16 protein-coding genes and 1 pseudogene are annotated in these 15344 nt (G+C 51.9%); 7 read left to right on the top strand and 10 right to left on the bottom strand.

The features are described from left to right. Together FN082_RS29950 and FN082_RS05830 are read right to left on the bottom strand one after the other, a co-directional pair. The gene (locus FN082_RS29950; RefSeq protein ID WP_185932107.1) at positions 1-150 is read right to left on the bottom strand and encodes a hypothetical protein; all 150 of its coding nucleotides are present in this window, start codon (positions 148-150) and stop codon (positions 1-3) included. A gap of 21 nt (positions 151-171) precedes the next feature. Then, on the bottom strand, positions 172-564 hold the full coding sequence (locus FN082_RS05830) for a YdeI family stress tolerance OB fold protein (RefSeq protein ID WP_142462884.1): 393 nt from the start codon (positions 562-564) through the stop codon (positions 172-174). Positions 565-937: 373 nt separating this feature from the next. Between FN082_RS05830 and FN082_RS05825 the strand changes: the two genes are divergently transcribed. Further along, positions 938-1822: an SDR family oxidoreductase gene (locus FN082_RS05825; RefSeq protein ID WP_142981279.1), complete on the top strand. Its 885-nt coding sequence runs from the start codon at positions 938-940 to the stop codon at positions 1820-1822. Between the two features lie 108 nt (positions 1823-1930). Here the strand turns inward: FN082_RS05825 and FN082_RS05820 are convergent, their stop codons facing one another. Beyond that, positions 1931-2566 carry a carbonic anhydrase gene (locus tag FN082_RS05820; protein ID WP_139537437.1) on the bottom strand — a complete coding sequence of 212 codons (636 nt, stop codon included), beginning with the start codon at positions 2564-2566 and terminating at the stop codon, positions 1931-1933. 224 nt (positions 2567-2790) lie between these two features. Here FN082_RS05820 and FN082_RS05815 point away from each other — a divergent pair, with 224 nt between their 5' ends. Continuing rightward, the gene (locus FN082_RS05815; protein WP_142981278.1) at positions 2791-3420 is read left to right on the top strand and encodes a LysE family translocator; all 630 of its coding nucleotides are present in this window, start codon (positions 2791-2793) and stop codon (positions 3418-3420) included. A 13-nt stretch (positions 3421-3433) separates the two neighbouring features. On the opposite strand, the gene FN082_RS05810 is transcribed toward FN082_RS05815, so the two are convergent. Beyond that, on the bottom strand, positions 3434-4204 hold the full coding sequence (locus tag FN082_RS05810) for a DeoR/GlpR family DNA-binding transcription regulator (protein WP_139537439.1): 771 nt from the start codon (positions 4202-4204) through the stop codon (positions 3434-3436). A gap of 93 nt (positions 4205-4297) precedes the next feature. Between FN082_RS05810 and FN082_RS05805 the strand changes: the two genes are divergently transcribed. Genes FN082_RS05805 through FN082_RS05795 form a run of 3 tightly spaced genes read left to right on the top strand, consistent with a single transcriptional unit; the run spans position 4298 to position 5750 of the window. Further along, positions 4298-4681 carry a VOC family protein gene (locus FN082_RS05805; protein WP_139537440.1) on the top strand — a complete coding sequence of 128 codons (384 nt, stop codon included), beginning with the start codon at positions 4298-4300 and terminating at the stop codon, positions 4679-4681. Positions 4682-4710: 29 nt separating this feature from the next. Continuing rightward, positions 4711-5364, top strand: a complete 654-nt coding sequence (locus FN082_RS05800; RefSeq protein ID WP_142981277.1) for a CatA-like O-acetyltransferase, family 1 — start codon at positions 4711-4713, stop codon at positions 5362-5364. Beyond that, on the top strand, positions 5364-5750 hold the full coding sequence (locus FN082_RS05795; protein WP_142981276.1) for a GFA family protein: 387 nt from the start codon (positions 5364-5366) through the stop codon (positions 5748-5750). The genes FN082_RS05800 and FN082_RS05795 overlap by 1 nt, the downstream gene beginning before the upstream one ends. 62 nt (positions 5751-5812) lie before the next feature. On the opposite strand, the pseudogene FN082_RS30145 reads toward FN082_RS05795, so the two are convergent. Continuing rightward, positions 5813-5884, bottom strand: a pseudogene (locus FN082_RS30145) (DUF1543 domain-containing protein); the annotation flags it as partial. Between the two features lie 188 nt (positions 5885-6072). Continuing rightward, the gene (locus FN082_RS05785; protein WP_142981275.1) at positions 6073-8478 is read right to left on the bottom strand and encodes a membrane-bound PQQ-dependent dehydrogenase, glucose/quinate/shikimate family; all 2406 of its coding nucleotides are present in this window, start codon (positions 8476-8478) and stop codon (positions 6073-6075) included. Positions 8479-8915: 437 nt separating this feature from the next. Between FN082_RS05785 and FN082_RS05780 the strand changes: the two genes are divergently transcribed. Together FN082_RS05780 and FN082_RS05775 are read left to right on the top strand one after the other, a co-directional pair. Beyond that, the gene (locus tag FN082_RS05780) at positions 8916-9056 is read left to right on the top strand and encodes a hypothetical protein (protein ID WP_139528818.1); all 141 of its coding nucleotides are present in this window, start codon (positions 8916-8918) and stop codon (positions 9054-9056) included. Between the two features lie 288 nt (positions 9057-9344). Continuing rightward, entirely contained in the window at positions 9345-10655 is a 1311-nt protein-coding gene (locus FN082_RS05775) for an L-cysteine desulfidase family protein (protein WP_139537445.1), read from the top strand. A 162-nt stretch (positions 10656-10817) separates the two neighbouring features. Here FN082_RS05775 and FN082_RS05770 read toward each other — a convergent pair whose 3' ends face one another. From FN082_RS05770 to FN082_RS05755, 4 genes are all read right to left on the bottom strand, one after another. Continuing rightward, complete coding sequence (locus FN082_RS05770) at positions 10818-11810, bottom strand: D-cysteine desulfhydrase (RefSeq protein WP_142981274.1); 993 nt, start codon at positions 11808-11810, stop codon at positions 10818-10820. A 63-nt stretch (positions 11811-11873) separates the two neighbouring features. Continuing rightward, positions 11874-12260: a RidA family protein gene (locus FN082_RS05765; protein WP_139537447.1), complete on the bottom strand. Its 387-nt coding sequence runs from the start codon at positions 12258-12260 to the stop codon at positions 11874-11876. A gap of 25 nt (positions 12261-12285) precedes the next feature. After that, entirely contained in the window at positions 12286-13704 is a 1419-nt protein-coding gene (locus FN082_RS05760) for a Na+/H+ antiporter NhaC family protein (protein ID WP_139537448.1), read from the bottom strand. Beyond that, positions 13697-14884, bottom strand: a complete 1188-nt coding sequence (locus FN082_RS05755) for a trans-sulfuration enzyme family protein (protein WP_139537449.1) — start codon at positions 14882-14884, stop codon at positions 13697-13699. Before FN082_RS05755 ends, FN082_RS05760 begins: the two co-directional genes overlap by 8 nt. Positions 14885-15344: the final 460 nt, after the last annotated feature.

Genomic DNA, 15344 nt, shown 5'->3' with positions numbered 1-15344 from the left:
CTAGCGTTTTTCAGGTTGGGGATGCCAGGGATCTTTTTTATGATCTTCGCTGTCATCTCTTTTGCGCGGGACTTCACCCTGCTCGCGCGGGTCCTCTTTTGACGGATGACGACCTCGTTTATCCGGGTCGGCTGAATGCTGTACGGACATCAATTCCTCCTGCATGAGCGGTTATTTCTGAATTCTGTCCACCCGCACCACCGGCGGCGTCATTTTCTTATCCAGGCTGCCGTTAATGCTGATCATCTGATCGGGTTTCACTTCGCGGCCATCAAAAACCGCAGCGGGAATAATCACTGCAATAGTGTCGGTTTTATCGCGAAAGCTGTAGCGGTCGTTACCGTGCTGATCAATGAGATTTCCGCGTAAAGAGATGGTTGCCCCGTCATGCATTTCCAGGGCCTGGCGCACGGTCATGATCCGCCCGTCTTCAGTCCCACGGTAGCCATCATCAATCTTATGCGGCGGCGGCGGAGCGGCATCTTTTTTAAATCCACCGTCATCCGCGGCATAAACCCCCAGAGCCATCAGCGAACAGAAAAGAATAGGTAGTAACTTTTTCATCAACAACACCTCCGGCGTATTTTCCCCTTGTCTTAATAAGTCTGGTTGCTGAAGTTCATTTTCACAAGTTCGGTACTTTATGAAGCATCCTGGAAATATTTTTCACACCTTTTCAGTTCGTGAAAATATTACCGCTGCGGATCAATAAAAACACGCTGAATATATCTCCAGGCTGGCGATAGAATAATCCTAAAATGCTAAGTCATTCTACCGCATCACATTTCGAAAACTTTCCCGGCAATCAACAAATTACCGCCAAACAATTAACGAAGCTGCTGGAATTATAATTAAAAACCCGTTCACTTATTCATCGCTAATCCTCAATACGCTGACCCGGCGACTACGCTTAATCTTTTAACACGAGGAGGTCAGTATGAGCGACAACGCTAAAAATACCGCGCAGTATCCCCGTCCCCCCTTTGTTGACCAGCCGCAATCGCCGCCGGGCCTTGCCGAAGAGATGAAGCCGCAGCCGGATCACGGTGAACTGAGCTATGTCGGTTCCGGTCGGCTGGCGGGTAAGCGCGCGCTGATAACCGGCGGTGATTCCGGAATTGGGCGCGCGGTAGCCATCGCCTTCGCCCGTGAGGGTGCCGATGTGGCGATAAATTATCTGCCGGAAGAGGAGTCCGATGCGGAAACCGTGATTGCCCTGATTCAGGCCGAAGGATGTAAAGCCGTCGCGATTCCGGGAGATGTGCGCAACGAATCATTCTGTGAAACCCTGGTGGAGCAGGCCGCCAGCGAACTTGGCGGGCTGGATATCCTGGTCAATAATGCCGGACGCCAGCAATATTGCGAGTCGCTCGAAGAGTTAACCACCGCAGACTTTGACGCCACTTTCAAAACCAACGTCTATGCGGCCTTCTGGATAACCAAAGCCGCCCTGCGTCATTTAAAAGAACACAGCACGATTATTAACACTTCATCAGTGCAGGCCTTTAAGCCAAGCCCCATTCTGCTGGACTACGCACAAACCAAAGCGTGCCTGGTGGCGTTCACCAAGTCACTGGCTAAACAGCTAGGGCCGAAAGGTATTCGGGTTAACGCTGTCGCACCCGGCCCTTACTGGACGGTGCTACAGTCAAGCGGCGGCCAGCCGGATGAGAAAGTTCGTCAGTTCGGCGCCGATACGCCGCTGGGTCGACCAGGGCAACCGGTGGAGATTGCGCCGCTGTACGTTACGCTCGCTTCTGATGCCTGTTCCTTCACCTCCGGTCAGGTATGGTGCTCTGACGGCGGCGACGGGGTGCTATAACGCGGAATACTGACTTTGCTGTCTTGATGCGCATAAGATAGATAAGTCAGAATTGACTGGCGACAGGGCTCGGGGGTTGCAGGGCTTCCGTGCCCTGAAGCGGCAGGTTTATTCGAAAAAGACTTCAGGATTCTCCGACAGCGAAACAAAGTTTTTACTATTTTTATCCAGCGCGCGAATATCACCGCTTTCAATATCGTAGAACCAACCATGCAGACGCAAAGTATTGTCGCGCAGGCCAACGGCAACCGAGGGATGGGTTTTGATATTGTTCAACTGGGCGATGACGTTTTCCTGCACCATCCCGTTCACTTTATCGGTTTCATTTGCCCAGGTTTTCTTCTCGACTACCGCTCTTGCCGCATCGGCATAGTGCAGCCAGTGGGAAACTGCGGGCATTGAATCCAGGCACTGACAGGTGGCGATCGCTTTCATTGCACCGCAGTTGGAGTGGCCGCAAATCACAATATCGGTAACGCCCAGGGCGACGACGGCGTACTCAATAGTGGCGGAGACCCCACCCGGCTCAGGCCCGAAAGAGGGCACGATATTTCCGGCGTTACGAATAACAAACAGCTGACCCGGCTCCTGCTGGGTGACCAGCTCGGGCACCAGTCGGCTATCTGAACAAGAGATAAACAGCGCTTTGGGATTCTGGCTGGAGGCCAGGCTGCGGAAAAGCTCTTTACGTTGCGGGAAAATCTCTTTCTGGAAGTTGAGGAAGCCCTCAATGATATGTTGCATAGCAGTGTCTCTTTTCTCTGTTTTAATGACGATATGACAAAGATCACATTCAGCCAGTGTATCACTGACGTGCGAAATGGGAATCGTTATTCGAAAATGAGATTAAACATCGCCCCGTAAAGCCTGGTGACAGCGCAGTAAAGATTGTTTATTTTTCACTGGTAAAACAATTACGAGCGAATGTCATATGCGACTTAAGCGCTCAACGTTAACCAGGAGCGTTTATGTTCTTATCCAGCCTGATGGCCATCGCTGCCGTACTGATTATGGGTGTCATCAGCCCCGGTCCGAGCTTTATCTACGTCGCCCGCAACGCGGTGGCCCGTTCGCGTCTTCACGGTCTGGTCACCGCCCTGGGAACCGGAACCGGCGCGGCTATCTTTTCAATTATGGCAATGATGGGATTGCAAAAAGTGCTGACGGCGGTACCGGAAATGTTTATCGGCCTGAAGGTCGCTGGTGGCCTGTATCTATTATGGCTGGGCTATAAAATCTATCGCGGCGCAGCGCAGCCGATGGACTTTGCGGCTGGCGGTATGGCGGCTGAGCATTCGCTGCTGAAAACGTTCCGCGACGGCCTCTATACCCAACTCAGCAACCCAAAAACGGCGCTGGTTTTCGCTTCTATTTTTACTGCTCTGCTGCCGGAGCGCATTCCGCTGGCGTTTTATTACATCGTGCCGCTGATGAGCTTTCTGATTGACGTGAGCTGGTATTCACTGGTGGCCCTGGTGCTCTCTTCTGCCCGACCGCGCGGCGTCTATCTGCGTATGAAGCGTAAAATCGATATTGTCACCGCCACGGTGCTGGGCGCGCTCGGCCTGCGCCTGATTGCGACTTCATTCTCAAAGTAAGCCAACACACCGCTTAAACGGTATAAATACGGATATCGTGTTCGCTAAACGCGTCGCGATATTCCCGACTAATGTTTTCCTCAACCACCAGCACATCAATGGCGCTGCTTTCGACCACCACAAAGCGCGCCACCGCTGGGATTTTATCGGAAGTCAGGCCAACAATGATTTCACTGCACTGCTTTATCACCGCTTTTTTAAACTCACAGTCAGGATAGTCGAAGCCCGTCAGACCAGATTCCGGAGCCATGGCGCAGCCGCCGATAAATCCCTGGTCAAAGAGCATCCCCTTGACCTGTGCTACAGCCGACGCGCCGACGCATCCGCCGGCGGCGCGCTGGATCTGGCCGCCGAGCATCACGACGTCATAAAGCGGCTTTCTTAGCAACACTGCGGCGATTTCCGGTGAGTTAGTCACCACGGTTAACGCCAGCTCAGCGGGGAGCGCTTCCGCCATGGCCAGATTGGTGGTTCCGGTGTCGATAAAAATGCAGCCGCCGGGCTTCACCAGCTTTGCACATTTCTGCGCGATTCTGATTTTTGTTGCCGTATTCTTCTCTTTACGTTCGCTATAATCCCCCGCCTCCGGCAGAGTCATCACCGCACCGCCGTAGACCTTTTTACAGTATCCCTCCCGGCTAAGTTCATGTAAATCACGGCGAATAGTATGTTCGGATACATTCAGGCGCCTGGCTAGATCGGCGCAAACCACCCTGCCGTTCTCCTGCAGGATCTGGCAAATAAGCGCTTGTCGTTGTTTGGGGAAAGCAGCATAATCGAGCACAAAAAACTCCTGATAAAATCTTCATCGAGCAACAAAGTGCATAATCGTGCATTATTGCCCTGACTGTCAACACACACTATAAAGAGGTTTGCCATGAAAATTGCCCACATTGCCCTATGGACCCGCCAGCTTGAGCAACAGGCCCACTTTTGGGTTGCTTTCTTCGGCGGTAAAATAAACGAGAAGTACTGCAGCCAAACCAACCCTGGGTTCGAGTCTTATTTCGTGAAGATCGGCGAGGATATCGCCATTGAACTGATGACCAAACCGGGCCTTAGCGAGAAAACTGCGGATAATAACCATACTGGTTGGGTTCACCTGGCAATCGCGGTCGGCGGCGCTGAGAACGTCGACAGGCTGGCGAAGCGCGCTGGTGCCCAGGGTATCCTGGTTTCCGCGCCGCGCACGACCGGTGATGGCTACTATGAAGCGGTGATTAAAGACCCCGATGGCAACCTGATTGAAATCGTCGCATAGCCCAGGCAAATAATGAACAGGAGAGACCCGTGGCCAACTATCGCGTTATTGATAAACAAAACTGGCCGCGAAAAGATCATTTTGATTTTTATCGCGGTTTTGCCAACCCCTGCTTTAATCTCTGCGTTCCCATAGAAGCGCAGCGATTGTACGAATGTGCAAAAGACCGCGATGTCTCTTTTTTCCAGTTAGCGCTCTACGCGTTGGTCCGCGCAGCGAATGGCGTGCCGCAGTTAAAACAGCGGCTGCTTGGCGACGATATTATCGAGTATGACCAGTTGGCGGTGATGACGCCGGTCATGACCGCGCAGGAAGGTTTCCGCCAGGTGTGGTGCGATAACGCCGCTGATTTCGCCGCCTTTAGCCATGCCGCTACACCCAACATTGAGGCGGCCAAACATACCGCACCGGCACCGCTTATCGTCAACGGTGAGAATTTCTTCTGCGCCAGCTGCCTGCCGTGGCTGCATTTCAGCGCCATCACCCACGCCGAGTATTACGTCGGCGCGGCGGTGCCCGCCCTCACCTGGGGCAAACTGAAAAACGGTATTATTCCGGTTGCGGGTAAATTCAACCACGCCTTTGTCGACGGCCTGCACGCCAGCCGTTTTTTTGCCCGAGTCGAAGAGGGTTTTGCCGAGCCGGATACGCTGTGGCAACCGCAGTTTGTTGAGGAGAAATGATGAGCAAAACGTTAACCGGCGGCTGCCTGTGCGGCCATATTCGCTTCACCGCTATCAATCCGGGCAGTCCGCACAGCTGCTCTTGCGATATGTGCCAGAAACATACTGGCGCACAGACGACGGTATGGCTGGAGTTCTCCTCAAACGAGGTCACCTGGACAGGCGAAGGCGGTCAGCCCGCAAGCTGGCGCTCTTCACCGAATACCCGCCGCGCTTTTTGTCCACGCTGCGGCAGTTCGCTGGGGGCCATCGATGATGGGCCGGTCATCGCCCTGCTCACCGGCACCTTCGACCAACCTGCAAATGAAGCCTTCACCCCCAAGTTTCACTCATTTGAGGATATGAAGCCCGAATGGTGGCGGCGACTCTGCCCGGATGCCGGGTAATGGTTAAACGGCTGCCAGACCAATTGGCTGGTAGCCCTGCCATTCTGGCTTTGCAGGCTCACCTCCGGCGTTTCGGCTACCACAAACTGAATATCATGCACTTCAATATTCGATTTCCCTGCATTGCCGCCGATATATACCCGCCGTCTTTCAAATTGCTTCTTTGTTGACTACGTTCGTTCCCCCCAGTTTTGTAGGCCGGGTAAGGCGTCAGCCGTCGCCCGGCAGAAACGCGAGCATAATCTTTAAACCTGGTTTGTCATCAGTCTCAAACCGCCCACTAAGGGGCGGTTTAGTTTGTACCCTAAAAGAGAAATGTAGCTTACTCTTCCAGCGCGTAAGCAATAATGTCATCGCCGACGTCCGGCGAGTGGCTAGCGCCACCGGCGGAGATCACCACATACTCTTTACCGGTCTTCGGTGATTTGTAGATAAGCGGAGCCGCCACTGCACCTACCGGCAGACGAGCGCGCCACAGCTCTTTACCCGTGGCGGAATCCAGCGCGCGCAGGTAGTTGTCCTGGGTTCCGGCAAAGAACACCAACCCGGAAGCGGTCGACGTCGGGCCGCCCAGCGTCGGCATTCCCAGTGGGATATGCATATGCGTTTTCAGCCCCAGCGGACCGGTATCCTCCACCGAGCCCATCGGTACCTGCCACATTAGCTGGCGAGTATTAAGGTCAATGGCGCTCATCGTGCCAAACGGCGGCGTATTGCATGGCACGCCCAGCGCCGACTGCAAAATATCGATCCGCACGCCGCCGTAAGGCCCGGCGATTTGCGGACGCACGGTTCCCATAAAGCCAGGAACTTCGTCAGTGGAAACTTTATATTTCGCCATGTCCTCTTTACGCACCAGCGACATTCTCAGCGGCATGCGCATATCGTTGACGAATAGCGTACCGGTGCGCTCATCAATGGTGATACCGCCCCAGTTCATACCGCCCAGCAGGCTCGGCCATTCAATATACGGTGTCTCTGATGGTGGCGTGTACATCCCCAGATAAGTCGATTCTTTGAAATCGATACGACACATCAACTGATCAAACGGCGTCACACCCCACATCGATTTCTCGGTTAACGGTTCAACGCCAAGCTGCGGCATACCGGTGGAGAATGGCTGGGTTGTTGAGAGACGCTCCCCTTCCGCACCATCGTGAGCGACAGGCCGTTCTTCGACCTGGGTCACCGGCTTACCGGTACGACGGTCCAGAACATAAATCTGCCCGGTTTTGGTAGTCTGGATCAGTACCGGGACCTCTTCGCCCTGTTCATCCTTCATATGGAACAGTACTGGCTGTGACGGCAGGTCATAGTCCCAGATATCATGATGCACGGTCTGGAAGACCCACTTAGTTTCCCCGGTGCTGGCATCCACCACCACCACGGAGGAGCCGTATTTCTCTTTAGCCTCGTTGCGATCGCCACCCCAGTAATCCGGCGGACCGTTACCGGTCGGCAGATAAACCAGGTTCAGTTCCTTATCAAAGCCCGGTACCGTCCAGACGTTCGGCGTTTCGAGGGTGTAAACACGGCCTTTTTCTGGATCGGTAATGTTTTCCGGCTGGCCTACGTCCCAGGCCCAGACCACTTTACCGTTACGCACGTCAAACGCGCGCACCACGCCGGACGGCTCACCATGCACGATATCACGCACCCAGCCGCCAAGCACCGCAATGTGCCCCATGATCACCGGCGTAGAGGTTGGGTGGTAGCGTTTGCTGTTTTCGGTGTTGTCCATCCCCTGCTTGAGGTAGACGCTGCCGTGGTCACCAAAGTCATCACACAGCGCGCCGGTTTTGGCATTCAGCGCAATCAGACGCGCATCGACCGTAGAGACCAGAATACGCTGCGGGCACTGCTGCAACGCCGGGCTGGTCTTCTCTTCAGCACTCAGTGAATCATCGCTTTGCACATCATAATAGCCAACACCGCGACAGGTGACATGTTCGGCGGTCTGCGCATGCGGGTCAAAGCGCCAACGCGCTTTACCGGTATCTGCATCCAGCGCAGTAACAACGTTCAGCGGCGTACAGGAGTACAGCGTGTCGCCGATTTGTAGCGGCGTATTCTCATCGACGCCAATTCCGGCACCGGTAAGACGCCGCCCGGTGTGGTAGGTCCAGGCCACCTTCAGGTTTTTAACGTTTTCTGGAGTGATATCATCGTAAGGCGCAAAACGGGTACCAGACGCATCGCGGCCAAAGAACTCCCAGTTATCGCTTTTCGACGCCAGAGTCGGCGTTTTGTCGTCGCTCGCCTTTACCACGCCGTTATGAATACCGCCGTGCGGGTAAAACGCAGAAATCAGGGTTGCCAGCAGCACGAGGAAAATAGCCGACGCGCTCCAGTTGGCATAACGCATCCGCATACGTTGCATCGGTAGCGTCGCCGACAGCCACAGCGCCAGCATAAGCATCAGCGCAGGAACCACCAACCGCGGGATCAGGCCCCAGTAGCTGAACTGCACTTCATACAGCGCCCAGCAAAGAGTCAACAAGAAAGTCAGAATAGCGAAAGGAAGGACGTATTTACTGCGGGTGAGGTAGCCGATGGCGATAAGAAGATAAGCAATACCAGCTAACAGATACCAGGCGCTACCGCCCAGTGAGAGGAGTTTGCCCCCCCAGATTGTGAAAAAGAGTCCTATGCCAAAGCTAAGTAATACAAAGAGTAATCGGTAAACGGTGAAGAAAATCCCTCTCCCGCTACCTTGTTGTTCGTCCATATTTCATCCCATACGACGTTAGTCGAAAAAACCAAAACATCATTTATAAACAGCGCTTTATTCAAATATGAAAAGCACAGACCGCATATCATGTTGGTTGGACGCTCCCGGACAGAGCGAAGAACGTAAGGAATTATATGCATTTGTAAAAATCATGTAAAACTATCAAGCATGAAATGTTTAAAATTTTTTAATTTATAAAAGTAAGTTGATATACAAAGTGGTTGTAAGTTTGAGTGTGAGTTGTGTCGAGGAGAAAAAGTTGAGCATTCAAGGATTGCCTGGCGGCTGTCCCGCAATCACTGGAATATCCATCGTTAAAACAACAAAACACCCGTGCTTACCGCTCTGTGCTACAAAAGCCCTTACCGGGTGCATCCCTCCGTCATTTTGCCTATACTTGCTCACGGTCAAAACTGAACTTAAGTGGGAAACTCATGGAAATTGATCTCGACAACCTGGTCTTTAGCGGACTGGAAGAAGCGCAAGAGCGTAACGCTGAACGCCTTGAAGATGCGGATAAAAAAGCGCAGGCCATCATTGCCGATGATGATTGCGGCGACGCATGTAAAATCTAATCGCAAAACCGGCAGCCCTGCCGGTTTTCTTGTCTTTCCTTCCTGGATTGACGAAGTCAAATAAAACCACAAAAAAGCCATATCAAAGAAAATATTTCTCTCAGTTAACGTTTTTACAAATCAAAGATGCAACTTTTTTCTCTGCCGAGTGCGGTAACATTCTTACTATCGTTTCTGCCGTTCGGAGCAGCGTCGTTCTGACAAACTCGGGCCGCAGACGCACATTAAGGTCGAGAAATACTCACTAACTCGACGGACATTTTTCTGTACCGACCCAGAGGCTCAGTCATGTCACACCGGGAAAGCCGTGTTGAATGGAACACATTTATTAATGCGTTAAAACAGGAAGTCAAACCCGCTTTAGGCTGTACCGAACCCGTGTCGGTTGCCCTCGCCTGCGCCGTGGCGGCGCAGCAGCTATCAGGCGCAATTGTGCGTATCGAAGCGGCGGTCTCGCCGAATTTAATGAAAAACGGTATGGGTGTGACAATTCCGGGTACGGGTATGACCGGGCTGCCTATCGCGGCAGCCTTAGGCGCCATCGCCGGCGATCCGCAGGCCAAACTCGAAGTGCTTAAAAAAGCGACGCCGCGAGAGATTGACGCCGCCAGAGCGCTACTGGAGGTTGGTGCCGTACGCGTGTCATTGCAGGAACCCTGCGATGAAATCCTCTATGTTCGAGCTAAAGTCTACGCCGGAGATCAGCACGCCACGGTCACCATTGTGGGCGATCACACCAACGTGGTGGCGATTGAAAAGATGGGTCAGCCTCTGTTTATCAAACCACAGAACAATGCCTGTGAAGATGTCATTAACCCGCTGGATCGGGTCGCCTGCAGCTCGCTACGCAGCATCTACGATTTCATTTGTGAAGTACCTTCGCAAGAGCTCGACTTTATTCTCGAAGCCGGTTCAATGAACAACGCCCTTTCGAGGAAAGGTCTATCAAAGGAATGGGGTCTGCATATTGGGCCGACGCTAAAGCGCCAGGTCGATAAGGGATTAGTTTCCGACGATATGTTTACCGAGATCCTCTACCGAACCAGCGCCGCATCAGATGCGCGAATGGGCGGAGCAACGCTACCCGCAATGACCAACTCCGGCTCAGGCAACCAGGGGATAACGGCAACAATGCCGGTCGTGGTCGCCGCCGAACGTCTTAACGCCAGCCAGCAACAGCTGGCCCGCGCGCTGGCGCTCTCGCATCTGGTGGCGATTTATATTCACTGTAAACTTCCACGACTCTCGGCCCTGTGCGCCACGACCACTGCCGGAATGGGTGCTGCAGCAGGGATTATCTGGTTAATGGACGGCAGCTTTGACACTATCGCCATGGCGGTCAATAACATGATTGGCGACGTCAGCGGCATCATTTGCGATGGCGCATCCGGCAGTTGTTCAATGAAAGTGTCCACCAGCATCTCTTCTGCCTGGAAAGCTATTCTGTTGGCGTTGGATAATTCTGTCGTCTCCGGAAACGACGGTATCGTCGAGCGCGATGTGGAAAACTCTATTCGTAATCTTTGCGCTATCGCCGGGCAGGCTATGCAGCACACTGACCGACAAATTATCGAAATCATGGCGCACAAGCGTTACTAGACTGCTTGCGCGGCTTTATAAGTCGGACAAAGCGCCAGCCTTTGTCCGACTTAATATGTAAACAATACCCCGCCCCTTTTATCATTCCCTGACCATCACGCGCAAAAAAACCACTCGGCCGCTGACGCTGGAGTGGTTTGAATTTTCGTATAACGCGATAAATCAGACGTGGGGATAGTAAGCAAAGAGCGCCGGTGCGCCGCCGGTATGGATAAACATCACTGGCCCGCTACCATTGAAGCGCGATTTTTTCACGCCATCAATCAGACCGGCCATCGCCTTGCCGGTATATACCGGATCTAACATAATGCCTTCCAGACGCGCCAGCAGTTCCACCGCATGCATCCCTTCGGTATTCGGCGTACCGTAGCGTGGCGCAAAGTAGTCATCCCACAGCGTCAGCGGCGACAGTGACGCCACGCCCAGCATTGCGGATAGTTCGCGCTGTAGCTTATCCACTTTGGGTAGCTGATCGCCAACAAGACGGGAAACGGTCACGCCGACGACCTCCACATCAGGCTGGCAATGGGCAAATCCTACGGCCAGCCCGGCATGCGTCCCCGCGCTGCCGGAAGGCACCACCACGGACTGCACATTAAGGTTCTTCTGGTCACACTGTTCTGCTATCTCCAGCGCACATTCAACGTAGCCCAGTGAACCCAGCGCATTCGAGCCGCCGACGGGAACAACATAGGTCTTCGCACCTGTAGCCGAAAGTCGTTCGCTAAACTGCCGCAGCTGCGCGTCCGGATCGTTGAGTTCATCAACCATTTCAACCTGGCAACCCATCAGGCTAAACAGCAGATGGTTGCCATTATAGAGATAGTTCGGTTCTGTGGTCTGAATCGGATTTTCCAGCAACGCTGCGCATTTCAGTCCTAAATGTGCGGCCACGGCGGCGGTCTGACGCACGTGGTTGGACTGAATCGCCCCGGCGGTCACCAGCGTATCGCAGCCTTGACTGAGGGCATCGGCCGCCAGAAACTCCAGCTTTCTGAGCTTATTGCCGCCCATACCAAGATGTGAAACATCATCGCGTTTAATATAGATATCGCGCTGTAAATATTCCGACAGCCGCTTCAGATGCTGAACGGGCGTGACGCCCCCTACCAGCGCGACGCGCGATAAGCTATGCAGATAGTTTTTTACAGACATAGACCTTCCCTTCATATAAAAACGGCGGCTGATAAGCCGCCGCAGAGTCGTATTGACAGTGAATTAACCTTGCCAGGCCACCGCTTCAATTTCCACCTTCACATCTTTTGGCAAGCGGGCAACCTCCACGCAAGAACGCGCCGGGAAAGAAGCATTACGCTGGGTGAAGAATTCAGCATAGGCATTATTAATCGCGGCGAATTCATTCAGATCTTTTACAAAGATAGTCATCTTACAAATATTGTCGACCGTCAGTCCTCCAGCTTCAATGATGGCCTGAATATTCTCCAGGCTCTGCCGGGTTTGACCTTCTGCACATTCAGGAATATTTCCCGTCTGCGGATTAATAGGCAATTGACCAGAAGTAAAAATTAAATTGCCGACTTGTGCTCCCTGAATATAGGGGCCAATGGCTTGTGGAGCATTTTCAGTCGCAATAACCTTAGTCATAGCTAATCCTTAAATAGTGTTTGGGTTAAAGAGTAAAACCGACAATTAAATAGACAATAAGAGCAAGTCCACCGGTCACCAGCGCATAAGGCATCTGGGTACGAATATGTTCAATATGGTCACAGTTGGTGGCCATCGAAGCAACGATAGCATCGCTGGAGATAGGTGAAGTCATATCGCCAAAAATTGAACCAGAAATAGCCGCGCCGATCATAAAGTGTGGATCGATACCTAACGATACGCCCAGTTGAACGCCAATCGGGATCATAATGGCGAAGGTTCCCCAGGAGGTCCCTGTGGCCAGAGACATCACCGCCGCAATCAGGAAGATAAAACCTATTGAGAAGCCAGAGGGAATAACCCCGGAAGTAATTGAGGCAATATACTGCCCGGTATTCAGTTCCGCCGAGATATGCCCCATCAGGAAAGCCAGAATCATGATTGAGCTAATTTTAACCATGCTGGCATAGCCGATATACAGCTCTTTGAAAAAATTCTCAACGTTAAGAATGCCACGCACTCTGAACCAGACAAATGAAACCACGGTCCCAAACATCACGCCAGAATAAACCGACATCGAACCACTGCCTTTGGAGAACTGACCATCGCCGGTGATATACAGAACAACGGGAACCATTAATACGGTGGAAAGAATCGGGATAAAGAAATTCAGCAGCGAGTTACATGCCGGATGGTCAATAACCGGATCCACATCTTCTTCGCCATGCTCTTGCTCTATTTCCGTTAATGCGGTTTCAAATTTTACTTCAGCCTTTTTCATCGGTCCCCAGCTACAGCCAGAGAGGATGTAAAAAAGCACTGAGGCTAATGAAAACCAGGCCATGGTGTTCCAGACCATCGAGCTGGCCAATACTTCAAAAGGTTCACCGGTCAAATAACCCTGTGCAATCTGTACGCCGATAACCCCCATCATCGCCGCCCCCCAGCCGTTGATCATCACCGATGAGCAGACGGAAACGCAGGAAGTCTGGATAATATAGGACATCTTTTCCGGCGAGACTTTGTAGCGCCGGGCAAGATTTTTTGTGGATGCACCGGCGATCAGCTGGTTTATTGAACTCTCAATAAAGATTAATGATGTCACCACCATCGCCAGCAGCTGCACCGACTTTTTATTAGTGACAAAATCATTTTTCTCCGAGAGAAACTGCACCAGCTTACGCACGCCGCCGGTGACCACAATCAGGCGCATAATACCGCCGATCATCACCATAAAAATAATCGTTCGCGCATTACCGGCGGAAGCGAATGTTTCGATAATTCCGTTCAGGGTGCCGCCAACCCCCTGGATAATACTGTGGTTAATCACCGCGTAGCCGACAAAAATACCGGTCAGCAGAGAGAGGATGACCTGGCGGGTCAGGATCGCCAGAATAATAGTGACCAGCGGGGTAATAATCGTCCAGATGCCATAATCATGCATGATGGTTATCCTGTGTGAGGTCCATAGCGGCGAAGGCAATGTCCAGGTCCTGTAGCAGATCATCGATATGTTCAATGCCGACGGAAAAACGCAGCGTGGTGTCATAAACCCCAATAGCTTCTCGCTCTTCTTTTGACATCGAACCGTGGGACATGGAGGCCGAATGGTTAATCATGCTCTCCACCCCGCCCAGCGATTCCGCCAACACAAAATAGTGCAACCCGCCGATAAAGCGCTTCAGACTCTGGAGGTCGCCTTTCAACGTTGCGGTCACCACCGCGCCGCCTGAGCGCATTTGCGCCTTGCACAGCTGATGCTGAGGATGCGACGGCAAACCAGGATAATAGACGCTGGCGATCGCTGGATGGTTCTCCAGATATTCCGCCACGCGCAGCGCGTTGCTGCACTGGCGTTCCATGCGTAGATCCAGCGTTTTCATGCCACGCAGGGCAAGATAGGCATCAAAGGGTGAAGCAATAGAACCAATGGTGGTTTTGATAAAGTCGAGGCGTGAAGCTAATGCTTCACTATTGGTGATGACTGCGCCGCCAATTAAATCAGAATGTCCGCCAACGTATTTACTGGTCGAGAGCATCACCATATCCGCGCCCATTTCAAGCGGCTTATGATTCCAGGCGCTGGCGAAAGTATTATCCACGCAGGTCATAATGGCGTGTTCTTTAGCAATACGACAAACCTTTGCAATATCGACCAGCTCCAGCAATGGGTTGGTCGGCGTTTCAATCCAGATTAAGGCCGTATTCTCCTGGATACTATCAATTAGACTTTCTTCATCATTAAGATCAATATAGGAAATTGTCGCTCCGGTGGTGAGCGTTTTTAACTTTTCAAACAGCCGCCACGTTCCTCCATAGACACCTTTCATGGCGATAATATGGGCATCTTTTGGCAATAGTTCCATCACAATATTCGTGGCGGCCATTCCCGATGCCGTAGCGGTGGCATAAATCCCCCCTTCCAGTTCAGCAAGGGCAGATTCATAAGCTTTACGCGTTGGGTTAGAAACACGGGAATAACAAAAATCACCACCTTCGTGAAGGTTGGGTTGTATAAATGAGCTAGCCGTAACTATTGGTGTAAATATGGCATTGTTTACCGGGTCGGACTGGCTTCCTGCATGAACTGCCAGGGTAGCAATATCTTTAGTTCTTGTTTTCATAGGGTACACTCAAACTATTATTAGTCATAAAATATCGTGAGCTATATTTACGCTGCTTCCGAAGTTGGCGAATAAAACAGCAGCCAAAACTCCGCTTAATGGCTAAAAATAAATAGCCATTGGGTTGTGAACATCATGATTGTTATCCTTCAACCACAGTTAAAATGTATATTAGGCGGGGAAGAAAATCTTACCTATTTTCCCTCTAATAAGGCAAAAATGGAGAAAATTGTTCTCCACCAATCAAAGGATAACATCACTAACTGATTGATAAATAACAATTCAATTTCAAATGGTGATTTGAATCACAAAAAAATAGGGAATAAATGCACTCTTTTACACCTCGAAAACATCTTTATCCGAGATCGCTACAGATGAAACTGGTACGTTCCGCTGAATGTAGTGAACGATAATCGACAGGCGAACAGTGTGCTCATTAGATATCCAATTTTTGGGGACA

The sequence above is a fragment of the Klebsiella spallanzanii genome (assembly GCF_902158555.1).
Classification (GTDB): domain Bacteria; phylum Pseudomonadota; class Gammaproteobacteria; order Enterobacterales; family Enterobacteriaceae; genus Klebsiella; species Klebsiella spallanzanii.
This window is presented reverse-complemented; position numbering and strand designations above follow the sequence as displayed.